The organism is Kitasatospora sp. NPDC090091, assembly GCF_044747365.1.
Lineage (GTDB): Bacteria > Actinomycetota > Actinomycetes > Streptomycetales > Streptomycetaceae > Kitasatospora.
This window is the reverse complement of the sequence record NZ_JBIVDY010000001.1, coordinates 378,397-398,817: the sequence shown is the minus strand read 5'-3', so window position 1 is coordinate 398,817 and position 20,421 is coordinate 378,397. Positions and strand designations below refer to the sequence as shown.

Sequence of the window (20,421 nt, the reverse complement as noted above, 5' to 3'; positions counted from 1 at the left end):
GGGAAGTGGCCTGCCCCATGGTGCACTTCCGGCAGGGTTTCGTGGGTCAATTCGACGGCGTCGCAGCAGTGGCCGTCAGGCGCCCAGTGCCTTGCGCACCGCGTCGACCAGGCGGTCGGCGCGGGCGTCGCCGTGGCCGATCATGCGGTTCGCGACGTAGGCGAAGCCGACGCCGAACTCGTCGTCCCCGAAGGCGAACTGGCCGCCCGCGCCGTCGTTGCCGAAGCTGCGCGCGCCGAGCATGGGCCGGAAGGCCGGGGAGCCGAGCAGCACGCCGGAGCCCCAGCGGGCGCCCATGTCGAAGCCCAGGAAGCCCGCGCCGGAGGAGAGTTCGCGCAGCGCGTCGGTCACCGTCGCGGGGGAGAGCAGTCGCTCCGCGCCGCCGACACCGGTGACGGCGGCCGCGTACGCGCCGGCCAGACCGGTGGCGGAGGCGACGGCGCCCGCGCCCGGCAGCTCGATCGCGTGCAGCGCCGGGTCGTTCCAGCCGCGCGGCTGGTCCAGGCCGGGGAAGACCAGTGCGCCGTTCATCGTCACGATCCGGGTGAGCAGGTGCTCGGGGCCGGGCATCGGGCGGCGGCCGTCGGCCTCCACCAGTCGTGCCAGGCGGCCGAGTTCGGCCTCCGGCAGGCCGATCCAGGCGTCCAGGCCGAGCGGCTCGCCGATCGCGGTGCGGAAGTACGCGCCCGGGGTCTGCCCGGTGATCCGGCGGACCACCTCGCCGATCAGGAAGCCGAGCACGTGGCCGTGGTACTCGTAGGTGGTGCCGGGCTCCCAGAGCGGCCGCTGCTCCTCGATGGCGCGGACGACGGGCGTCCAGGCGGCGATCTCGTCGAAGGTGGGGGAGGCGTCCAGTGCGGGCAGGCCGGCCCGGTGGCCGAGGACCGTCCGGCAGGTGATCGCCTCCTTGCCGTGCTGCGCGAACTCGGGCCAGTAGCGGGCCACCGGGGCGTCCAGGTCGAGGCGGCCCTGCTGGGCGAGCAGGTGGGCGGTGACGGCGACCAGGCCCTTGGCACAGGAGAACACGGGGACGAGCGTGTCCGCCGTCCACTGGCGCCCGGTCTGCTCGTCGGCGGTGCCGGCCCAGAGCTCGACCACCTTGCGGCCGCCGGCGAACACCGTGACCGCGGAGCCGAGTTCGGGGAAGTCGGCCCAGTTGCGGGCGAACGCGTCGGCCACCCCGCCGAAGCCCTCGTCGGCCCAACCGTGCTGCTGCCGTTCCATTGCTGCCGTCCTGTTCCTGTGGGTCCGGTCGCTGCCGATCGGCCGCCTGTCCGGTGGTGTCCGGTGCTGTCCGACGTGGTCGCGGTGGGACTCGGAAGTGCCGGTCCGACGGTGCGACCACGATCGAAGACCGGGACACGCTACGGGAGCGGGCCGGGTGGACGGAAGCGATTTCCGGTGGGGCGGCGGCGTGCCCGGGGCGCGGCATCCGGCCCGCGTCCGGCCCGTCGGTGGACGGACGCCGACTCCACCGTGTGGGAACCGCACGGGAGGTGACGCTAAGGTGCCAGGCGTGACAGCAGTGAGCGGGGCACTGATCGGGGGCCGGTACCAGCTTCTGGAGCTGATCGGCCAAGGCGGCATGGGCCGTGTGTGGCGGGGGCAGGACACGACGCTCGGACGGGACGTCGCGGTCAAGGAGGTGCTGCTCCCGCCCGGCGTCGGCGAGCGCGAGCGGGACGAGCTCGTCCAGCGCGTGCTGCGCGAGGCCCGGGCGGCGGCACGGCTCAACCACCCCGGCATCGTCACCGTGCACGACGTCGTCGAGCACGAGGGCGCCCCGGTGATCGTGATGGAGTACGTCACCGGCATGTCGCTCGCCGCCGCGCTCGCCCGCGGCGGTGCACTGCCCGTGGAGCGGGTCGCCGAGCTCGGCGTGGCGATGGTGAAGGCTCTGCAGCGCGCCCACGCGGCCGGGATCGTCCACCGCGACCTCAAGCCGGACAACGTCCTGCTGACGGACGATCGGGTCGTCCTCACGGACTTCGGCATCGCGCACATGGCCGACGCGACGACGGCGCTCACCCGTACCGGCGCGGTCATCGGCACCCCCGCCTTCATGGCCCCCGAGCAGTTGGAGGGGCGGCCGCCCACCCCGGCCAACGACCTGTGGTCGCTGGGCGCGACGCTGTACGCGGCGGTCGAGGGGGAGGCGCCGTTCAGCGGCACGACCTTCGGTGCCCTCTGCGTGGCCGTGGTGACCAAGGAGCCGCGGCCGGCCGTCCGGGCGGGCGTCCTGGCGCCGGTGCTGGCCGCGCTGCTCGCCAAGGACCCGGCCCGCCGGGCCACGGCGGAGCAGGTGCTTGCTGCGCTGGAGACGGTGGCGCGGACGGGAGTGCTGCCCGGCGGGCTGCCGCCCGGGGCGGTGCCGACGCCGACGACGCTGGAGGCCGGTCCGGTGCCGGGCGGGGCCGGTGCGGCCGAACCGTTCCGGACGGGGCGGGTGCAGGTCGGGCCGGTGGCGCCTGGCGTGCATCCCGATCCGGTCGGGCAGGTCGGGCAGGTCGGGCAGGTCGGGCAGGTCGGGCAGGTCGGGCAGGTCGGGGCGCCCTGGCAGTCGGGTGGGCTCGGGCAATCGGGAGGGGCGGGGCAGTTCGGGCCGGTGGCAGCGCCGGCCCAGGCCGGGCCGACGGCCGGGAGCCCGGGCTTCGCCGGACCGACCGCCCCTCTGGCGGGCGCTGTGAACGCCACGCCTGCCGTGTCGCCGTACTCGGGGACGTCGTCTCCCGCAACGTCGTACCCCGTGGCGCCGTCTCCCACGACGTCGTCTCCCACGACGTCGTACCCCATGACGTCGCCCATCGCGCCCGTGCCCGGGGCTCCCGTGCTCGGTACGCCCGTCCCCGGTGTGCCCGACCCGGCCGTCCGTGCCGCGCCGACCGCGGTCGGGGCTGCGGTGGTGCGGTTCCTCGGCTGCGTGGGCCTGCTCTGGGCCATCGGCTCCGTGCTGCCCTGGAACAACCTGGGGGACGTGCCGGACGGCTACTTCTTCATCGCCCTCATGGTCACCTCCGTGCTCGCCCTCCTGCACGCCCTGCCCCGGCCCCGGTGGCACCCCGCCGCGGTGTGGGCGGCCACGGTGGCGGCCGACGTGGGCCTGTTCTTCCTCACCAAGGCCGTGCTCCTCGCCTGGCTCGGTGCGCGGAAGATCGGCTTCGGCGAGCTGCCCTGGCAGATCGTGGTGAACATGCTGATCCTGGGCACCGGCGCCTGGCTGCTCTGGTTGGTGGTCCCGGGCAGTCGCCAACGCTCCTGAACTGCCGGGAAGTTCGTCGTCGAACAGGACGTATCGGCCCACCTGGTGGGCGACTTGGTCCGCCTGGTGGACTGCCGGCGGAATGTGCTGGACAGCGGAGCCGGTGCGTCCGATGGTGGGCGGCATGGAGTTCACCCATCTCGGCCGCACCGGCCTGACCGTCTCCCGGCTCTGCCTGGGCACCATGAACTTCGGCCCGCACACCGAGGAGTCCGACGCCCACCTGATCATGGACACCGCCCACGAGCGGGGCATCAACTTCTTCGACACCGCCAACGCGTACGGGCGGGACGGCGAAGGCAACCTCAAGGGCCGCACCGAGGAGATCATCGGCAGATGGTTCGCCCGGGGCGGCGGCCGCCGCGAGCGGACCGTGCTGGCCACCAAGGCGTACGCCGCGATGGGCGAGTGGCCCAACCAGGGCCGCCTCTCCGCCCTCGCGATCCGCCGCGCCGTCGAGGACAGCCTGCGTCGGCTGAACACCGACCACATCGACCTCTACCAGATGCACCACATCGACCGGGACACGCCCTGGGAGGAGATTTGGCAGGCGATGGAGGTCCTGGTCGCCCAGGGCAAGATCATCTACGTGGGCTCCAGCAACTTCGCCGGCTGGCACCTCGCCCAGGCGCAGGAGTCCGCCCGGACCCGGCACTTCCTCGGCCTGGTCAGTGAGCAGTCCCTCTACAACCTGCTCGACCGCGCCATCGAGCTGGAGGTGATCCCCGCGCTCCAGCACTACGGGCTCGGGCTGCTGCCGTGGTCCCCGCTCCGCAGCGGCCTGCTCGGCGGCGTCCTGCGCAAGGAGCGGGAGGGCACCGCCGTCCGCGGCGCCACGGGCCACGCCGCCGAGATCCTCGCCGCCAACCGCGACCGCATTCAGACCTACGAGGACTTCGCCGCCGAGCTCGGCACCGACCCCGCCCACCTCGCGCTCGCCTGGCTCCTCGCCCGCCCCGCCGTCACCGCCCCGATCATCGGCCCGCGCACCCCGGCCCACCTCGACGCCGCGATCGCCGCCCTCGACCTGAAGCTCGACCAGAAGACCCTCGACCGTCTCGACGAGATCTTCCCCGGCCACCGGCCCGCCCCGGAGGACTATGCCTGGTAGGCGGTGCCGGGGTCGCTTCCCGTGCTCTTCCCGGCCCCGCCCGGTTCTCGGCCCCGCCCGGTTCTCGGGCGGGGTCGAGGCATGTCGGTGCGGGGAGGGGGAGTTGGGCCGAAGGTGGACCGCCCCGCGGCGGGGTCGGCGGCCCGGCCGCGACGTACCCGTCGGTTACCGGGGCCCGCTGTGGTAGCACTGCTGCCATGACGGAAAGGCCTGCCCGGCGGGGCAGTTATCACCATGGGGACCTGGCCGAGGCGCTGGTGACGGCGGCGTTCGAGCTGTTGGACGAGGAGGGCCAGGCCGGGGTCAGCGTCCGGGAGGTGGCGCGGCGGGCCGGGGTGTCGGCGGGGGCGCCGTTCCGCCACTTCGCCGACCGGCAGGCGCTGTTGACGGCACTGGCGGACCGGGTGCTGGCCGACTTCGAGGCGTGGCAGCGGGACGCGGCCGCGGGCAACGAGGGGTCCGCGCTGCGCGCGATCGGGCTGGGCTTCGTCCGGTACGCGATCCGGCACCCGCACCGGTTCGAGCTGGTGCGGTCGCGGGTGTTCGCGCCGTCGCGGCAGCCGGAGCTGGAGCGCCGGCTGGAGGGGATCGACGAGGCCTACACCGAACTCATCGTCGCGGACCAGGAGTCGGGACGGCTCCGGCCGGGTGACCCGGCACTGGTGGGGCTGGCCGCCCAGGCGCTGGTCTGCGGGCTGGCGCAGCTGATCATCGACGGGTACCTGCCGATCGAGAAGGCGGAGGAGCTGGCCGCGCAGGTGCTGGACACCTTCGGTCAGGGGATCGCCAATCCCCGCTGAGGGGTGGGGAATTGGGCTTGTGTGAAGCCTTGACCGGCTGGTCGGCCGCTGATGTAATCACCGCTTACATGGGTGGATGGAGACAGCTGGAGGTCGATGTGTCCGCCAAACCGAATCCCGGCTACACCACCGCAGATGCCACCGGGGACACGGTCGTGCTGCTGATCGGCATGCGTATCAATCGCTTCTGGGCCGTCCACCACTGGGTGCCGGTGATGACGGCGATGTTCCGGATGCTGTACGAGCTGGCCAGGGCCCCCGAGCGCGGGCTGCGCGGACGGATCCTGCTGACGGCCTCGCCGCGGACGTACTACGTCGTCCAGTACTGGGAGTCGAAGGAGAAGCTCTACCAGTACTCCGCCGCGCCGGACGCCTTCCACCGGAAGGCCTGGGGCATCGCCAACCGCAAGGTCAAGGCGGGGAAGACGCGGCAGCACGTCGGGCTCTGGCACGAGACCTACGTCGTGCCGGAGGGGTCGTACGAGGCGATCTACTTCGACATGCCGCCGTTCGGCCTGGCGGCGGCCCACGGCGCGCTGCCGGTGGAGCGGCGCGGGCGCCGGGCGGCCGACCGCCTCGCGTACCGGTCCAAGGCCGCGGCGGGGTCGGCGGCCGCGGCGGGGTCGGAGGGGGCGGAGGGCGTGGAGGGGACGCCCCCCGGCGACGGCGGGGCCGTCGCCGGGGGTGCCGGCGAGGCGCGCGAGGGTGCTGCGGCTCAGTAGAGCAGACCGCCCATGTGGTCGTCGTCGGCGAGGAGTTGCCACGAGTGGTCCGGGGTCGCGAAGGCCTCGGGGTCGACGGCGGCCACCGCGTGCTCGGCCACGTGGCCCAGCAGCGCCTGCGGGTCGAAGACCGCCCAGGCCGCGCGCGCCCGCCCGTCCTCCCAGCGCCGCCACTCGGCGCGCAGCCGCTCGCGCGTCCAGAGCGCGAACAGCAGCGCCGAGAGGTCCCGGTTGAGGTAGGCCGCGGGCACGCCGGCGTCGTGCCAGGCGGGCAGTTCCAGGTGGCCGGTCGCGCCGTCGAGGGCGATCACGAGGTCGTGCGGCCAGTGCGCGAGGGCGAGGTGGTCGCGCTGGTACTCGCGTTCCGCGGCCGATTCCGCCTCGTCGGCGGAGGCGAACTCCTCCGGGTGCGCCTCGGCCATCGTGCGCAGCGGCCCGGTGGCGGCGACGTCGAGCACGGTGCCGCCGACCGGCAGGCCGAGCTCGGTGAGCAGCCGGCGGGTGGGGCCGTGGGTGAGCCCGTCCGGCAGCTCGTCGGGGCGGAAGCGGCGGATGTCCGTAACGGTGGTGGCGGTGCGGGCGCTGAGCTCGGCGAGGTCCGCGACGAGCTCGGGGGTTATCTCGTACGCCGGGGAGCCGGGCCCGTCCGGCACGCCGGGCAGGGCGCCCCAGGCCAGGGAGCGGACCAACAGGGCCGTGTCCCAGTGCGCGGGCGGGGTGTCGTCGTCCCGGAACAGCGCCGGGTCGATCGCCTGCATCCGCTGCCGGACGACGTCGACCACCCCGGCGACGACCGCCGGTCCGCGCTGGCCGTCTATCGCCTCGGGCTCCTCGGCGGCGAGCGCCGCCGCGTCGACCTCGCGCAGCAGCTCGACCAGCTGGGGCAGACCGGTCGCGAGCAGGTCGCGGCGGAGCACACCGCCGCGCCGGCCGGCCAGGAACACCTCGCCGGTCACTCCGTCGAGGAGGACGGCCTCGCCCTCGTGGGCGGTGTGGGCGGTGTAGGTGGTCTCGCCGAGGACGAAGAGGTGTTCCTTGCCGCCCCCGTCCTCCGCGTCGCCGAAGGCCTCCAGCGGTGGCGCGCCGAGGGTGTAGAAGTCCAGGAAGGCGGCCGTCTCCGGCAGGCCCTCCGTGGTCAGGAAGTCCCGGCTGGGCTGGTGCGCGAGCCCGTCCGGCAGCTCCGCGGACTCCAGCCGCAGGCGCCCGCCCCAATCCTGTTCGATGCCCACGCCTGGCCACCCCCGGGTTGATGATCGTTGATCTCTGCCGACCCTAGCGGGCCTCACCGACAGGGCCGCGGCCAGGGCGGCCCGTGGCGGGTGGGCGGCGGTGGTGGGTGGGCGGCGCGTGGTGGTGGGCGCGGCGGGTGGCGCGGTCGCGGGTGTCGTACGGCGGCGGAGCCCGTCCGCCGTGAGAGCGTCGGTGCATGGTGGTGGCGGAGGAAGGCGGACGCGGGGCGGCCGTGGTGCACGAGGTGCCGTACTACGCGCAGTGGGAGTCGCCCGACCTGGTGCGGGAGATCATCGCCGGCTCGGTGAGCGCGGCGGACGACCCGCGCTGGGGCTCGTCGGGAGCCGCCACGCCGGAGGAGTACGAGTACTGGTCCTGGCGGCTCTGCGGTGTCGCCTGCCTGCGGATGGCGCTGGACCACTGGTGGGGCGTCGCGCCGTCGGCGATGACGCTGGCCGGTGAGTGCCTGACGGCCGGCGCCTACGAGCGCGACGGCGACCGGCTGCGCGGGCTGATCCACACGCCGTTCGCCGCCTACGTCCAGGAGCGCTGGGGACTGAGCGCGCAGGCGCGGGAGTTGACGCCCGAGGAGGTGTCGGCGGAGGTGGCCGCCGGGCGGCTGGTCATGCTGTCGGTGCACCCGGCGGTCCGCCACCCGGACGGGCCCGAGCCGCAACGGCGCGGCGGGCACCTGGTGCTCGCGGTGGGCACGACGGGGACGGCGCTGGTGATCCACAACCCGTCCGGGTTCGCGGGCGAGTCGCAGGCGTACGCGCACGTCCCGTGGCGGCACTTCGAGCGGTTCTACTCCGGCCGGGGGATCGTCCTCGGCCCGCCGGAGACCGTCGACGGCTGAGGCGGGTTGGCGGGCGGGCGGGTGCGGTCCCGGCTGCCGGGGAGGTGCGTGGGTCGGCGGCGCGCAGGTGGGTGGCCGGTGGACGTCCGGGCGCGCTGGGCGTGACCCGTTCGGGTGAGCCGCGCCGCGGTTCTGCCGAGCCGCGTCGCGGCTCGGGCGGCCCGTGCCGTGCGTCACCCGCCTCGGCGGCGGGGCACGCACGGCTCGGGGTGTCGACCGGACAGGCCCGAAGGCGCGGGTCAGGCCGTCGTCTCCGGCAGGCCGATCGGATTGACCGGGGGCAGGGCGGCGCGGCAGAGCGCCGCGATCGGCTTGAGCGCGTCGGCGAGCCGGTCCAGCTCGGCGCGTGGCTGGTCCTGCCAGACCCGGGCGGCTGCCAGGTCGGTGGCCGCCTCCAGCGCCTGGTGGCGGAGCCGCCCGGACTCGGTGATCGCCCCGCGCTCGGTGAGCCAGCCGCGTTCCGCCAGCCGGGCCGTGGCCGCCTCCCATTCCTCGTCGGTCCAGCCGCGCATCGGCTGTATCGCCTCGCGCCGGGCGTCCAGGGCGCAGCGCACCACCAGCGCCTCGCAGCCGTCCAGCCCGGCCGCGACCAGGGCGCCGACGTGCCCGTCGCCCCGGTGCTCGCGCATCACCGTGGCCGCCTGCCAGAGCCGCCCGTGCAGGCCGGCCGGGCGGGGGAGCGCGGCGTTCGCGGCGGCCAGCACCCGGCCCGCGCAGTCCAGCCGGGAGACGGCCTGCTCCAGCCGGTCGGTGACCAGCTCGATCCGCTCCCGCTCGACGTGCTCCAGCAGCCGTTCGAGCGTCGCCGAGGCGCCCTCGACCCGGGCCGACAGCGTGGTCTGCGGGTCGGCTCGCTTCCAGACGTCCGGGAGGGCACGCTCCACCATCCCCGGCGCGAAGCCGAAGAACGCGGCCACCACCGGCGGGGCGTCCACCGGGCCGAGCGGAGCCGCGCGGCCGGCGAAGTAGCCGCGCCAGCCGCCCCGCAGTCCGGCGGCCTCGAAGGCGGTGCGCGCCTCGGGCGCGAAGTAGGTGATCGCGTGCACCGGCTCGAAGAGCCACCAGAGAGCGCGGGCGGGGTGGACGGGACCGGTCAACGGAGGGCCTTCCTCGCAGGGGAGCGCCGGGGCGCGCGGACGGAGGAGACGCCGCACAGGGCTGGTGTCCGGCCGCACAGGGCTGATGACCGCGGCGGCGGCCGCGGTAACCCCGCGCGCGGTGTGACGAGGGTCACGGCGAGGTCTCACGCCTCGGAACCCGCCCCGTTCGGTCCCTCCGGCCCACCGAGAGATGATGGGCCGAGGTGCCCACTCCCGGCACCGGAACCCTCGCACGAAGGCATTCGGTAATGGCGCAGATCAACCCCAGCATCCTGTCCGCGGACTTCGCGCGGCTCGCCGAGGAGGCCGAGGCCGTCAGGGGCTCGGACTGGCTGCACGTCGACGTGATGGACAACCACTTCGTGCCCAACCTGACGCTGGGCGTCCCGATCGTGGAGTCGCTGGCCCGGGCCACCGACACCCCGCTCGACTGCCACCTGATGATCGAGGACCCGGACCGCTGGGCCCCGCAGTACGTCGAGGCCGGCGCCGGCTCGGTCACCTTCCACGTCGAGGCCGCGGCCGCGCCCGTCCGGCTCGCCCGCGAGATCCGGGCCAAGGGCGCCCGGGCGTCCATGGCGCTCAAGCCCGGAACGCCGATCGAGCCGTTCGAGGACCTGCTGCCCGAGCTGGACATGCTGCTGATCATGACCGTCGAGCCGGGCTTCGGCGGCCAGGCGTTCCTCGACATCATGCTGCCGAAGATCCGCCGCACCCGGGAGCTGATCGACAAGCACGGCCTGGAGCTGTGGCTGCAGGTCGACGGCGGGGTCTCGGCCGGCACCATCGAGCGCTGCGCCGAGGCGGGCGCGGACGTCTTCGTGGCCGGCTCCGCGGTCTACGGTGCGGAGGACCCGGCCGAGGCGGTCGCCAAGCTGCGCGAGCTCGCGGACGCGGCGACGGCCGACGCGTGGTGGGCCTGCGGGCACTGAGGCCGACGCGCGGGCGCTCGTCGTGCGGCGTCCGGTCGCCGTCAGCTCAACGTCCGCTAGCCGACCGGTTGCGACCGGTCGGCGAGCGGACGGTGCCCGCCTCTCCGGGTGGAGGAACCCGCCGGGGTGCTGGATGATCGTGCTCGACGCCCCCGGCCCCGGCCGGTCCCGACCCGTACGGTGGAGGACCCGCGATCATGAGCAACCTCGACCTCAAGCCAGCGCCGACCCGCTGCGGCGGCGAGGCCGGCACCGGTCCGGTGAAGGAGCTGCTGACCGGCCGCCAGGTCCCGCTCGGCGAGAGCACGGTGGTGCGCCGCCTGCTGCCGAACCTCGGCCGCCGGATGGTCGGCGCCTGGTGCTTCGTCGACCACTACGGCCCGGACGACATCGCCGACGAGCCCGGTATGCAGGTCCCGCCGCACCCGCACATGGGCCTGCAGACCGTGAGCTGGCTCCACCAGGGCGAGGTCCTGCACCGCGACAGCCTCGGCAGCCTGCAGACCGTCCGCCCCTACGAGCTGGGCCTGATGACCTCCGGCCGGGCGATCTCGCACTCCGAGGAGTCCCCGCGCCCGCACGCCCGCTACCTGCACGGCGCCCAGCTCTGGGTGGCTCTCCCGGACGCCCACCGGCACACCGACCCGGCCTTCGAGCACCACGCCGACCTGCCCGTCGTCACCGCCCCCGGCCTGCGCGCCACCGTCATCCTCGGCACCCTCGACTCGGCCGCCTCACCCGGGACCACCTACACCCCGCTGGTCGGCGCCGACCTCGCCCTCACCGCGGGCGCCGACCTCAGGCTCCCCGTCGAACCCGGCTTCGAGTACGCCGTCCTCTCGATGACCGGCAGCATCGACGTCGACGGCGTCCGGGTCGAGCCGGGCTCCATGCTCTACCTCGGCACCGACCGCCGCGAACTCCCCCTCCTCGCCCGCACCGACGCCGCCGTCCTCCTCCTCGGCGGCCGGCCGTTCGAGGAACACCTCGTCATGTGGTGGAACTTCATCGGCCGCACGGGCGAGGAGATCTCCCAGGCCCGCACCGCCTGGGAGCAGGGCACCCGCTTCGGTGAAGTGCACGGCTACGACGGCGCCCGACTGCGCGCGCCGGAGATGCCGGCGACGCCGTTGAAGGCACGCGGCCGGGTGCGCTGAGCTGGCCTTTTGCGGCTTTGCAGCCTTCGGGACATGAGGCTTCCCGCTGGCGCGGAGGGCGGCTCGGTCCTGGCTGTCGAGTCGGCCGCCGGCGAGGAGCGGTAGCCGCCGCTCGGGCGTGCGCGTCACACGCGGCGCAGAACGGTGAATCCGGCCCGCGCGAGGGCCTCCCGCAGGGCGCCGTCGTCCATGGCCGAATCGCAGGTGAGGGTGATCCGTCCGGTGGGTGCGTGAGCGGAGACCTTGGCGACGCCGGGCACCGCCTTGAGCCCCGCGACGGCGGCCCGCTCGCACCGACCGCAGTCCATGCCGCTGACGCTGAGGCGGTGGGGACCCGTCATCCTGGTGGGCGTTCCGGCCTTCGTTTCGGAGGTGCGGTGGGGGGGGGGGGGGGGGGGGGGGGGGGGGGGGGGGGGCGCCCCCCGGGGGGGGGGGGCCGCCCCGGGGGGGGGGGGGGGGGGGGGGGGGGGGGGGCCGGCGGCCCGCCCCCGCCCCCGCGGGGGCCGGGGCGGGGGGGGGGGGGGGGCGGGGGGGGGGGCGGGGGGGGGGGCCCGGCCCCCCGCCCCCCGCGGGGGGCCCCCGCCCCCCCCCCCCCCCCCCCGGGGGGGGGGGGGGGGCGCCCGCCCCCCCCCCCCCCCCCCGCCGCGCCCGCGTCAGGCGCGGACCATGTACCAGGCGCCGATCCCCTGGCAGAAGCTGGAGATGAACCAGCCGGTGGTGCGGAAGCCGGGCGGGATGGGCGAGCCGGAGCAGGTCCACTGCTTGTCCTTCGCCAGCTCGTGGTACCAGCCGCCGATGCCGCGGCAGCCGGTCTTGATGTAGTCGGTGATGACGTACCCGGACACCACCGGCGAGCCCGAGCAGGTCAGGATCCCGTTCTTCACCGGCTCCTGGTACCAGGAGCCGAAGCCGCCGCAGCCGCGGGGGTCGTAGTCGGTCAGGACGTACCCTGCGGGAATGGCGGCTCCGGAGCAGCTCCAGCCGCCGACCGTGGCCCGTGCGGCGCCGGTCCCGGTGGCCGAGGCCGTCCCGGCCGCGGTTCCGGCGAGCAGGACGGTCGCGAACAGCGTGGCGAGGCCCGCCAGGATCGCGCGGAGCCGCGGCCGGCGGCCTGCGTACTTGAACATGTCGAAAGGTCCCCTCGGTGGTGCGCGGGCGACGGCTCCTGCTGAGCCGTGGACGTCCCACGGTGGAGCACTTGCGACACTAAGGGGGGAGTTCGTGAATGATCCGTGCGCAATCCATTCACTTAATCGGCTTGTCCGGAAGGCCTCATGATGGCCTGTTGGCCCTCCGCCGAACGACCGACGCCGGCCCCCGCCGAAGGTCGGGGTCCGGTGCGTCGCCCCCGTCCGGCGTGGCCTACCGTGGGCGGCGGAAAGGGGGCCGTTTTGACCGACGATCAGATCACGGACCTCGCCCCGGAGGGCGGGAACTCCCTGCTCCTCGACCCCGCGCTCCCGTTTCCCGAGCGGGTCGGCGCGGCGGTCCGGAGTTGGGAGGCGGGCGGCCGCGGCCCGGCCGGGCTGGTGGACGGGAAGGCCTACTTCGCCCTCCACTGCTGGGAGCTGGCCGCCGCACGCCGGGGCGAGGAGTTGGACGGGCCGACCGCCGACTACGTCCGGCGGTCCTACGAGGCCATCGGCGGCCGGACCGGCTGGGACGCCCTCCTCCGGCTGCGGACCACCTGTGCCTGCCACGGCGACACCTGGCGGCTGGAGAACGTCGAGCTCTGCCTCGGCTGCCTCCGCTACCTCTGCTATCAACTCGACGGCCCCTGCTGCGAGGGCGCCGAGATCGTCGGCTGAGCGGTCCGACAGCCGGGCCGACCGAGGCCCCCGTACCGCTCAGCCGCCCAGCAGCCGGGCCAGCAGCGCCGCCGGCCCTTCCGGCAGGCTGCCGTGCACCAGCTCGGTGCGGTGCACCAGCCGCGGCTCCCGCACCGGCGCGGCCGCGACGCCCGGAGCGCCGTCCAGCGCCGCCGCCGGCAGCACGGCCAGCCCGTGCCCGGCCGCGACCAGCGCGAGCAGACCCCGGACGTCCCCGCCCAGGTAGCGGGCGGCCGGCCGGAAGCCGTCCACCGCGGTGGCGGCGCGCAGCCGGGCGGCCGTCGGCGCGATCTCGGGGGCGTCGAGCCAGCGGGCCGCCGAGAGGTCGGCGAGGGCCACGCCGCGGTGGCCGGCCAGCGGGTGCCCGGCGGGCAGGGCGACGGCGAGTGGCCGCTCGTCCACCGCGACGGTGCTGAGCGGGCCGACGTCCGGGAGCGGCAGCGGGTCGCTGGGCGCGGCCAGGCCGTCGACCAGGGCGAGGTCCACCTCGCCGGTGGCCACCAGGGTGGGCAGGGCGTCCCGGGCCGTCACCCGGACGGTGAGGTCCACCCGCGGGTACGCCCGGCGCACCTCGGCGAGCGCACTCCCCAGTGCCGCGCCGACCGCCAGCGGCGTGGTGCCGAGCACCAGCCGGGCGCTCGGTGCTCCCACCAGGCGGGCGACGTCGGCGCGCGCCGCGTCGAGCCTCAGCAGCAGTGGCCCGGCGTGCTCCAGCAGCCGCGCGCCGGCCTCGGTCGGGCCGACCGGGCGCCGGGTGAGCAGGCTCGCGCCGACGTCCGACTCCAGCGTGGCGATCTGCTGGGAGACGGCGGACTGGGTGTAGCCGAGCTCCCGGGCCGCCTCGGAGAAGGAGCCGAGCCGGACCACTGTGACGAAGGTGCGCAACTGGTGCGGGTCCACCACTATCAGCTCCCCTGATCGATGGGTCAGAAATCATCGTTGGCGCTGATCCGCAACGCGGGGTCAGGATAGCCGCATGACCTACCTGACCCCGCGCATCGCCCTGGTCGCCGACCGCTCCCCCGCCGTCCGCTCGCACGCCCGCGTCCCCGGGCTGCTCGACGCGCTCGCCACCCGTGACCAGCTCGTCCTGGACGCGTACTGGATCCCGAGCGAGGACGCCGCCGCGCCGGGCGCGCTCGACGGCTTCGACGCCGTCTGGCTGCTGCCGGGCGGCCCGTACCGCAGCGAGGCGGGTGCACTGGCTGCCGTCCGCACGGCGCGCGAGCGCGGCATCCCCTTCCTCGGCACCTGCGCCGGTTTCCAGCACGCCGTGCTGGAGTACGCGCGCAACGTCTGCGGCATCGGCGGGGCCGCGCACGGCGAGTCCCACCCGGACGGGGAGGACCTGGTGATCGTTCCGCTCGCCTGTTCGCTGGTCGGACACGAGGGCGCCGTGCGGATCGCCCCGGGCACGCTCGCCGAGCGCGTCCTCGGCACCACCCGCACGCTGGAGCGCTACCACTGCGCGTACGGGCTGAACGACGCCTATCTGGACCGGCTGCGCGAGCGCGGGCTCCGGTTCAGCGGCACGGACGACGACGGGGACCTGCGGATCCTCGAACTGCCCGACCACCCCTTCTTCCTGGCCTCCCTCTTCCAGCCCGAGCTGGCCGGGGACGGCACCCGCGCCCACCCGATCGTCCGCGCTCTCGCCGCGGCCGCCGTCGAGCACGCGGCGGCGGCGGGCGGGCTCGCGACGGCCGACGGGCCCACGGGCACCACCACCTCAGGAGCAGCCGCATGACCACCGAGATCGCCGGGGTGAAGATCCCCGACAGCCGCCTCGCCACCGAGGCCACCGAGCTGGTCCGGGACGCCTCGACCGACCTGCTCTACCACCACTCGCGCCGGGTCTACCTCTTCGGCGCCCTCCAGGGACGGCGCCGCGGGCTGGCCTTCGACGCCGAACTGCTCTACCTCGCCGCGATGTTCCACGACCTCGGGCTCGCGCCCGAGCACCGCGCCTCCGGGCGGCGGTTCGAGGTCGACGGCGCCGAGGCGGCCGCCGCGTTCCTCCGCACCCACCAGGTCGACGAGCAGCGGGTCCGTCTGGTCTGGGAGGCGATCGCCCTGCACACCACTCCGGGCATCCCGGAGTTCCTGGAGCCCGAGATCGCGCTCACCACGGCCGGCGTCGAGCTGGACGTGCTCGGCATCGGCTACCACGACCTGGCCGCCGGGGACCGGGACGCCGTCACCGCCGCGCACCCCCGGCCGGACTTCAAGCGGGGGATCCTGCGCGCCTTCCACGAGGGCATCGCGCCCAGGCCGGAGACCGCCTTCGGCAACGTCAAGGCGGACGTGCTGGCGAGGTTCAGCCCCGGCTTCGAACGGACCGACTTCACCGCGGTGATCGAGGACTCCGCCTGGCCGGAGTGACCGGCCCACGGCCCGAGGCCGTCCACCCCTGCCCGGGCGCCGCGGGGTTGCGCCCGGGCCGGGGGTGGGCTCCACCACCGCCCGGGCCCGGCCCCGGCTCACATCGGCAGCGAGCGCAGCCGCACCGGGCCCTCGGGCCAGCGCGCGCCCTCGTGCAACGGCAGCCACATCGTCCGCAGCGGCATCACGACCACCCGTCCGCCGGGCTGCTCCACGTGGACGTCCTCCAGCAACTCGCGCCAGCCGAGCCGCCGGTAGAGCCCGACCAGCGGCGGCCGGCAGAACAGCAGGGCGTACCGCGGGCCGAGCGTGCGGGCGTGCGCCACCGCCGCACCGAGCACCGTCCGGGCCAGGCCGCGCCCCCGGATGTCGGGGGCGACGGCCACGCCGCCGACGCCGACGGCCGCGAGGTCCACCCCGCCGACCGTCAGCGGCAGCGGCAGCAGGCCGGCATGCGCCGCCAGGCGGCCGTCCGGCCGGCGGACGCCGAAGTGGATCTCCTTGGGCAGCCAGGTCAGACCGGTGTGCGCGACGCCGAACGGGTCGTCGCCGGAGCCCAGGATCTCCTGCAGGCCGGCCCCGTCGTACTCGGCCAGGCGGACCGCCTCGGGCGGCTCGGGGGCAGCGTGTTCGCTCATCCCCCCATGATCCACACCCGGGCGGCCGGGCACCAGATCAGTTCTGACGGGACTTCAGCCCGTTCCAGACCTCGGCGACCCGCGGCGCCAGCGCCGCCAGCGGGCCGCTGTTGTCGATCACCACGTCCGCGATCGCCAGCCGCTCGGCGCGGGTGGCCTGCGCGGCCATCCGGGCCCGGGCCTCCTCCTCGGCCATCCCGCGCAGCCGCACCAGCCGGTCGATCCGGACGTCGTCCTCGGCGTCGACCACCACGACCAGGTCGTACAGCGGCGCCAGGCCGTTCTCGGCGAGCAGCGGCACGTCGTGCACCACCACCGCGTCCGCGGACGCGGCGGCCTCCAGCTCGGCCGAGCGGGCCCGGACGAGCGGGTGGACGATCGCGTTGAGCGCCCGGAGCCGCTCGGGGTCGGCGAAGACGACAGCGCCGAGCGCGGGGCGGTCCAGCGAGCCGTCCGCCGCCAGCACGCCGGGGCCGAACTCCTCGGCCACGGCCTTGAGGCCCTCCGTCCCGGGGGCGACCACCTCGCGGGCGATCACGTCCGAGTCCACGAGCACCGCGCCGTGGGCGGCGAGCAGCCGCGACACCTCGCTCTTGCCCGCACCGATCCCGCCCGTCAGTCCGATCTTCAGCATGGCGCCAGGCTACCGGCGGACCCGGGGGCCGGTCAGCCCGCCCGGGGAGCCGTGTCGGGCCACCCGCCGGTCGGCCCACCCGGGCCCGATCGGCCGGTCCGGAGCCGGTCAGCCCAGGTCGAGGCTCTCGCCCTCGGCCAGCGTCCGCAGCTCGGCGCCGGTCCCCGGGCCGCCGGGGCCGACCAGCCTGGTGTGCACGGCGAGCCCGACCGGGCTCAGCACCGCGTCGTGGACCGGCACCGCCTGCCGCGGAGCGGCTTCCCGGACGTAGTCGATCAGCTCGGCGACCTTGGTCCACGGCCCGGCGATCGGCAGCAGCAGGGTCTCCACGGGGTGCGGCGGCACGGTGAGCGCGTCGCCGGGGTGGAAGAGCCGGCCGTCGACGAGGAAGCCGATGTTGCGCACCTGCGGGATCTCGGGGTGGATCACCGCGTGCCACTCGCCGTGCACCGAGACGTCGATCCCGCCCACCTCGAAGGCGTCGCCCTCGCCGACCGCGGTCACCCGCTGCCCCAGGCCGTCCAGCTTCGCGGCCACCGTGCTGTTGGTCCACACCCGCAGGGCGGGGTCCGCCGCCAGCGCCTCGCGCAGCCGGGCCTCCTCGAAGTGGTCGACGTGCTCGTGGGTGATCAGCACCGCGTCCGCCCCGGCGAGGGCGGCGGGGTCGGTGAACGCCCCCGGGTCGAGGACGACGGTGGTGCCGCCGTGTTCCAGGCGGACGCAGGCATGGCCGAACTTGGTGATGAGCATGGAGCCGAATCTACAGCAAGACTGTGCAGTCTCGCTGCACATCCACGCGATAGGCTTCTCCCGTGACCGACGATGCACCGCTCCCGGAGACCCTCGAACTCGCCGCAGACCTGCGGGCCGCCGTCGGCGAGCTCGTCCGGGCCCTGCGCCCCGGCGACGCCCTGCCGCAGAACCAGGCCGCCGTGCTCGGCCTGCTGGTCCGGGACGGCCGCGCCTGCACCGTGGCGGAGCTGGCCGCCCACCAGCGCGTCCGGCACCAGTCGATGGCCCGCACGGTCGCCCTGCTGGTCGAGGCCGGGCTGGTCGTCCAGCAGCCGCACGCCACCGACGGCCGCAAGCTGCTGGTCACCCCGACCGAGGCCGGCCGCAGCGCCCTGTTCGAGCAGCGCGCCCGGCGCGAGGCTCGGATCGCCGCCGCCATCGAGGCCCGCCTCGACCCCGGCGAGCGGGAGACCCTGCGCGCCGCCGTCGCACTGCTCCGCCGCCTGCCCTGACCAGGCGCGGCGGCCCGGCACCCGGCGCAGGAACGCAGAAGCCGCCCGCCCCCGGCAGGGGGCGGGCGGCTCGCGCACTCACTACGGCGTGGTGGGGACCAGCGTCTCCGCGGCCGGGCGCGGGATGGGCAGCACCGCGGGCGCGATGTCCGGCAGCTCGACGTGCTCGCTCAGGCCGATGCGGTTGTGCAGCCGGCGCAGCGGCGCCGGGGCCCACCAGTTGAAGTCGCCGAAGAGGCTCATCGCGGCCGGCACCAGCAGGCAGCGGACCAGCGTCGCGTCCACCGCCACGGCGACGGCGAGGGCGATGCCCATCTGCTTGACCATCAGCATGTCGCCGAGCGCGAACCCGGCGAAGACGATCACCATCAGCAGGGCCGCGGAGGTGATGATCCGGCCGCTGCGCTGCACGCCCAGCTCCACCGATTCGGCGTTGCTGTGGCCGCGGTCGCGCAGTTCCTTGATCCGGGCAAGCAGGAAGACCTCGTAGTCCATCGACAACCCGAAGGCGAACGCGAAGACCAGCACCGGGATGAAGGTCTCCAGCCCACCGGTGGAGCTGACGCCGAGCAGGCCGCTGAACCAGCCGTCCTGGAAGACCAGGGTGAGCGCGCCGAGCGAGGCTCCCAGTGAGAGCACGTTCATCAGCAGGGCCTTGACCGGCATCACCACCGATCCGGTCATCAGGAAGAGCAGGACCAGCGTGCCGAGTGCCACCAGGCCGAACGCGATCGGGCCGCGGGTGAGCAGTTCGTGCTGGAAGTCGACCACCGAGGCCGCTCCGCCGGTGACCTGGGTGGTGAGCCCGCCGCGGTCGGCGCGCAGCTCCTTGACGACCTGCTTGGCCTCCCCGCCCTGGGGGTCGCCGTGCACCAGCACGTCGATGGTGGAGACCGTGTCGCTCACCGGGGTGACCGCACGGACACCGCTGACGCCGGGCAGCTTGCTGACCACGTCGTCGGCGTAGGCCTGGGCGACGGTCGCGCTGCTCTCGACCACGACGGTGATCGGGGCCGCCGAAGCGCCCGGGAAGCGCTGGTCGATCGTCTCGGCGACCTGCCGGCCGGCCGAGGAGGAGGGCAGGACGGCGGCGCCGGTGTTGCGCATGTCGGCGTGGAGGAAGGGCGCGCCGGCGGCCATCAGCAGGGCGACGCAGGCGAGGGCGACGGGCACCGCGCGCTTGCGCACCCGGCGGACGGTGCGGCTGAAGAAGCCCTCGTCGGGCACCGGGGCGGTGGGCGTCTTGATCCGGCTGCCGGCGAAGCCGAGCAGGGCGGGGACGAGGGTGATCGCCGCGGCGACCGCGATCACCACCACGCTGACGCCGGCGGCGGCGACCGCGCCGAGGACGGGGCTGGTGAAGACGAAGAGGCCGGCGAGGGCGACGGCGACGGTGAGCCCGGAGAAGGCGACGGTGCGGCCGGCGGTGGCGGCGGTCCGCTCGACGGCGGCGGCGATGCCCGCGCCGTGGCCGCGTTCCTCGCGGAAACGATTCACCATGAGCAGCGCGTAGTCGATCGAGAGGCCCAGCCCCAGCACGGTGGCGATCGGCAGCACGCTGGTGTCGATGTCCATGATCTTGCTGAACCCGAACATGGCCAGCAGCGCACCGCCCACCGAGGCGACGGCACCGATCACCGGCAGGCTGGCGGCGGAGAGGCCGCCGAAGACCAGCACCATGACGATCAGGGTGAGCGGCAGGGTGACGATCTCGCCGAAGCGGGTGTCCTTCTCGGTCTGCTTCTTGACCTCGTCCTGGAGCACGATGTCCCCGCCGACCGTGACCTTGGCGCCGTCGGCCGTGATGTCGGCCAGGCGGTGGGTGACGGCGTCGGTCTGCGCGGTGGTGCTGTCGTCGGCCATCCGGACCGAGACCAGGCTCGCGTTGCCGTCGGCGGAGCGCAGCGCGGCCGCGGACGGGTCGGAGCCGTAGGCGTCGGTGGCCGAGGAGACGCCGGGCATCGCGGTGATCTCGGCGGTGGCCCGGGTGACGGCGTCCCGGACGGCCTGGTCGTCGACGGGGCGGCCGTCCACCACGGCGGTGAGGGTGCCCTTGGCCGGGTCGGCCGCGGTGACGACCGCGCTGCCGCGGTCGGCCTCGGAGGCGGTGGAGGAGGCGCCGGCCACCGAGCCCTCGAAGACCCGCCCGCCGATCAGCACGCCTATGACCAGGATGACCGCCCAGAAGCCGAGCACCCAGCGGCGGTGCCGGAAGCAGAACCGGCCGATGGCGGCGAGGCGCCCGCTGACCTTGGGGTCGGCGGACGTGAGGGCGGAGGGGGTCACAGCGGTGCTACGGCGCATGTGCAGAAGGTGCCTAGCGTTTGGGGCCGGGTGAGCGACCCATCGGGCAACTCCTCCCAAGGTAGGCGCTCGGGGTGGAATCGCCCATAGAAATCCAATGAGCCCCTAATCACATAAATCCTTCACATAAAGGACAAATATGCAAGGGGAAACAACAACGGACCCCACCCGGAAACCGGGTGGGGTCCATCGGTGACGCTAAGCGCCTAACGCCAGGTGCTGG

At 74.8% G+C, this 20,421-nt stretch carries 21 protein-coding genes; 11 read left to right on the top strand and 10 right to left on the bottom strand.

The features are described 5' to 3' along the window. Positions 1-75 precede the first annotated feature (75 nt). Positions 76-1,224 (bottom strand): serine hydrolase domain-containing protein, encoded by a 1,149-nt coding sequence (locus ACIPSC_RS01760; RefSeq protein ID WP_400822217.1) that lies wholly within the window; start codon positions 1,222-1,224, stop codon positions 76-78. Positions 1,225-1,516: 292 nt separating this feature from the next. Between ACIPSC_RS01760 and ACIPSC_RS01755 the strand changes: the two genes are divergently transcribed. The 4 genes from ACIPSC_RS01755 (at position 1,517) to ACIPSC_RS01740 (ending at position 5,892) form a co-directional block, all read left to right on the top strand. Continuing rightward, the gene (locus ACIPSC_RS01755; RefSeq protein WP_400822216.1) at positions 1,517-3,259 is read left to right on the top strand and encodes a protein kinase; all 1,743 of its coding nucleotides are present in this window, start codon (positions 1,517-1,519) and stop codon (positions 3,257-3,259) included. Positions 3,260-3,383: 124 nt separating this feature from the next. Beyond that, positions 3,384-4,370 (top strand): aldo/keto reductase, encoded by a 987-nt coding sequence (locus ACIPSC_RS01750; protein ID WP_400822215.1) that lies wholly within the window; start codon positions 3,384-3,386, stop codon positions 4,368-4,370. Positions 4,371-4,567: 197 nt separating this feature from the next. After that, complete coding sequence (locus ACIPSC_RS01745) at positions 4,568-5,170, top strand: TetR/AcrR family transcriptional regulator (RefSeq protein ID WP_400822214.1); 603 nt, start codon at positions 4,568-4,570, stop codon at positions 5,168-5,170. 68 nt (positions 5,171-5,238) lie between these two features. Then, positions 5,239-5,892: a DUF4188 domain-containing protein gene (locus ACIPSC_RS01740; RefSeq protein WP_400822213.1), complete on the top strand. Its 654-nt coding sequence runs from the start codon at positions 5,239-5,241 to the stop codon at positions 5,890-5,892. On the opposite strand, the gene ACIPSC_RS01735 is transcribed toward ACIPSC_RS01740, so the two are convergent. Next, positions 5,886-7,121, bottom strand: a complete 1,236-nt coding sequence (locus tag ACIPSC_RS01735; protein WP_400822212.1) for an SUKH-4 family immunity protein — start codon at positions 7,119-7,121, stop codon at positions 5,886-5,888. The genes ACIPSC_RS01740 and ACIPSC_RS01735 overlap by 7 nt on opposite strands. Before the next feature lie 197 nt (positions 7,122-7,318). Here ACIPSC_RS01735 and ACIPSC_RS01730 point away from each other — a divergent pair, with 197 nt between their 5' ends. Further along, positions 7,319-7,978, top strand: a complete 660-nt coding sequence (locus tag ACIPSC_RS01730; protein WP_400822211.1) for a C39 family peptidase — start codon at positions 7,319-7,321, stop codon at positions 7,976-7,978. A 239-nt stretch (positions 7,979-8,217) separates the two neighbouring features. On the opposite strand, the gene ACIPSC_RS01725 is transcribed toward ACIPSC_RS01730, so the two are convergent. Further along, on the bottom strand, positions 8,218-9,075 hold the full coding sequence (locus ACIPSC_RS01725) for a hypothetical protein (protein ID WP_400822210.1): 858 nt from the start codon (positions 9,073-9,075) through the stop codon (positions 8,218-8,220). A gap of 251 nt (positions 9,076-9,326) precedes the next feature. On the opposite strand from ACIPSC_RS01725, the gene rpe reads away from it, so the two are divergent. After that, complete coding sequence (gene rpe, locus ACIPSC_RS01720) at positions 9,327-10,010, top strand: ribulose-phosphate 3-epimerase (protein ID WP_400822209.1); 684 nt, start codon at positions 9,327-9,329, stop codon at positions 10,008-10,010. Between the two features lie 197 nt (positions 10,011-10,207). Further along, positions 10,208-11,167, top strand: coding sequence for a pirin family protein (locus ACIPSC_RS01715; protein WP_400822208.1), 960 nt, complete (start codon positions 10,208-10,210; stop codon positions 11,165-11,167). Positions 11,168-11,292: 125 nt separating this feature from the next. On the opposite strand, the gene ACIPSC_RS01710 is transcribed toward ACIPSC_RS01715, so the two are convergent. Together ACIPSC_RS01710 and ACIPSC_RS01705 are read right to left on the bottom strand one after the other, a co-directional pair. Then, the gene (locus tag ACIPSC_RS01710; protein WP_400822207.1) at positions 11,293-11,508 is read right to left on the bottom strand and encodes a heavy-metal-associated domain-containing protein; all 216 of its coding nucleotides are present in this window, start codon (positions 11,506-11,508) and stop codon (positions 11,293-11,295) included. 312 nt (positions 11,509-11,820) lie between these two features. Beyond that, positions 11,821-12,294 carry a hypothetical protein gene (locus ACIPSC_RS01705; protein WP_400822205.1) on the bottom strand — a complete coding sequence of 158 codons (474 nt, stop codon included), beginning with the start codon at positions 12,292-12,294 and terminating at the stop codon, positions 11,821-11,823. Positions 12,295-12,558: 264 nt separating this feature from the next. On the opposite strand from ACIPSC_RS01705, the gene ACIPSC_RS01700 reads away from it, so the two are divergent. Further along, positions 12,559-12,975: a hypothetical protein gene (locus ACIPSC_RS01700; protein WP_400822204.1), complete on the top strand. Its 417-nt coding sequence runs from the start codon at positions 12,559-12,561 to the stop codon at positions 12,973-12,975. 39 nt (positions 12,976-13,014) lie between these two features. Here ACIPSC_RS01700 and ACIPSC_RS01695 read toward each other — a convergent pair whose 3' ends face one another. Next, positions 13,015-13,899: a LysR family transcriptional regulator gene (locus ACIPSC_RS01695; RefSeq protein ID WP_400822203.1), complete on the bottom strand. Its 885-nt coding sequence runs from the start codon at positions 13,897-13,899 to the stop codon at positions 13,015-13,017. A gap of 73 nt (positions 13,900-13,972) precedes the next feature. On the opposite strand from ACIPSC_RS01695, the gene ACIPSC_RS01690 reads away from it, so the two are divergent. Both ACIPSC_RS01690 and ACIPSC_RS01685 read left to right on the top strand, forming a co-directional pair. Further along, a complete protein-coding gene (locus ACIPSC_RS01690) occupies positions 13,973-14,743 on the top strand; it encodes a hypothetical protein (RefSeq protein ID WP_400822202.1) in 771 nt (256 codons plus the stop codon). After that, positions 14,740-15,378 carry an HD domain-containing protein gene (locus tag ACIPSC_RS01685; protein ID WP_400822201.1) on the top strand — a complete coding sequence of 213 codons (639 nt, stop codon included), beginning with the start codon at positions 14,740-14,742 and terminating at the stop codon, positions 15,376-15,378. The genes ACIPSC_RS01690 and ACIPSC_RS01685 overlap by 4 nt, the downstream gene beginning before the upstream one ends. Positions 15,379-15,476: 98 nt before the next feature. On the opposite strand, the gene ACIPSC_RS01680 is transcribed toward ACIPSC_RS01685, so the two are convergent. The 3 genes from ACIPSC_RS01680 to ACIPSC_RS01670 form a co-directional block, all read right to left on the bottom strand. Continuing rightward, positions 15,477-16,016: a GNAT family N-acetyltransferase gene (locus ACIPSC_RS01680; RefSeq protein ID WP_400822199.1), complete on the bottom strand. Its 540-nt coding sequence runs from the start codon at positions 16,014-16,016 to the stop codon at positions 15,477-15,479. 37 nt (positions 16,017-16,053) lie between these two features. Next, complete coding sequence (coaE, locus tag ACIPSC_RS01675; protein ID WP_400822198.1) at positions 16,054-16,650, bottom strand: dephospho-CoA kinase; 597 nt, start codon at positions 16,648-16,650, stop codon at positions 16,054-16,056. A gap of 108 nt (positions 16,651-16,758) precedes the next feature. After that, entirely contained in the window at positions 16,759-17,400 is a 642-nt protein-coding gene (locus tag ACIPSC_RS01670) for an MBL fold metallo-hydrolase (protein WP_400822196.1), read from the bottom strand. A gap of 62 nt (positions 17,401-17,462) precedes the next feature. Between ACIPSC_RS01670 and ACIPSC_RS01665 the strand changes: the two genes are divergently transcribed. Further along, positions 17,463-17,894 (top strand): MarR family winged helix-turn-helix transcriptional regulator, encoded by a 432-nt coding sequence (locus tag ACIPSC_RS01665; RefSeq protein ID WP_400822195.1) that lies wholly within the window; start codon positions 17,463-17,465, stop codon positions 17,892-17,894. Positions 17,895-17,975: 81 nt separating this feature from the next. Here ACIPSC_RS01665 and ACIPSC_RS01660 read toward each other — a convergent pair whose 3' ends face one another. Continuing rightward, the gene (locus ACIPSC_RS01660) at positions 17,976-20,198 is read right to left on the bottom strand and encodes an MMPL family transporter (protein ID WP_400822194.1); all 2,223 of its coding nucleotides are present in this window, start codon (positions 20,196-20,198) and stop codon (positions 17,976-17,978) included. Positions 20,199-20,421: the final 223 nt, after the last annotated feature.

Coding starts and splice junctions, on each gene's coding strand:
- ACIPSC_RS01760 (WP_400822217.1), bottom strand. CDS start 1,224: ATGGAACGGCAGCAGCACGGTTGGGCCGACGAGGGCTTCGGCGGGGTG.
- ACIPSC_RS01750 (WP_400822215.1), top strand. CDS start 3,384: ATGGAGTTCACCCATCTCGGCCGCACCGGCCTGACCGTCTCCCGGCTC.
- ACIPSC_RS01745 (WP_400822214.1), top strand. CDS start 4,568: ATGACGGAAAGGCCTGCCCGGCGGGGCAGTTATCACCATGGGGACCTG.
- ACIPSC_RS01740 (WP_400822213.1), top strand. CDS start 5,239: ATGGGTGGATGGAGACAGCTGGAGGTCGATGTGTCCGCCAAACCGAAT.
- ACIPSC_RS01730 (WP_400822211.1), top strand. CDS start 7,319: ATGGTGGTGGCGGAGGAAGGCGGACGCGGGGCGGCCGTGGTGCACGAG.
- rpe (WP_400822209.1), top strand. CDS start 9,327: ATGGCGCAGATCAACCCCAGCATCCTGTCCGCGGACTTCGCGCGGCTC.
- ACIPSC_RS01715 (WP_400822208.1), top strand. CDS start 10,208: ATGAGCAACCTCGACCTCAAGCCAGCGCCGACCCGCTGCGGCGGCGAG.
- ACIPSC_RS01710 (WP_400822207.1), bottom strand. CDS start 11,508: ATGACGGGTCCCCACCGCCTCAGCGTCAGCGGCATGGACTGCGGTCGG.
- ACIPSC_RS01705 (WP_400822205.1), bottom strand. CDS start 12,294: ATGTTCAAGTACGCAGGCCGCCGGCCGCGGCTCCGCGCGATCCTGGCG.
- ACIPSC_RS01690 (WP_400822202.1), top strand. CDS start 13,973: ATGACCTACCTGACCCCGCGCATCGCCCTGGTCGCCGACCGCTCCCCC.
- ACIPSC_RS01685 (WP_400822201.1), top strand. CDS start 14,740: ATGACCACCGAGATCGCCGGGGTGAAGATCCCCGACAGCCGCCTCGCC.
- ACIPSC_RS01680 (WP_400822199.1), bottom strand. CDS start 16,016: ATGAGCGAACACGCTGCCCCCGAGCCGCCCGAGGCGGTCCGCCTGGCC.
- coaE (WP_400822198.1), bottom strand. CDS start 16,650: ATGCTGAAGATCGGACTGACGGGCGGGATCGGTGCGGGCAAGAGCGAG.
- ACIPSC_RS01670 (WP_400822196.1), bottom strand. CDS start 17,400: ATGCTCATCACCAAGTTCGGCCATGCCTGCGTCCGCCTGGAACACGGC.
- ACIPSC_RS01660 (WP_400822194.1), bottom strand. CDS start 20,198: ATGCGCCGTAGCACCGCTGTGACCCCCTCCGCCCTCACGTCCGCCGAC.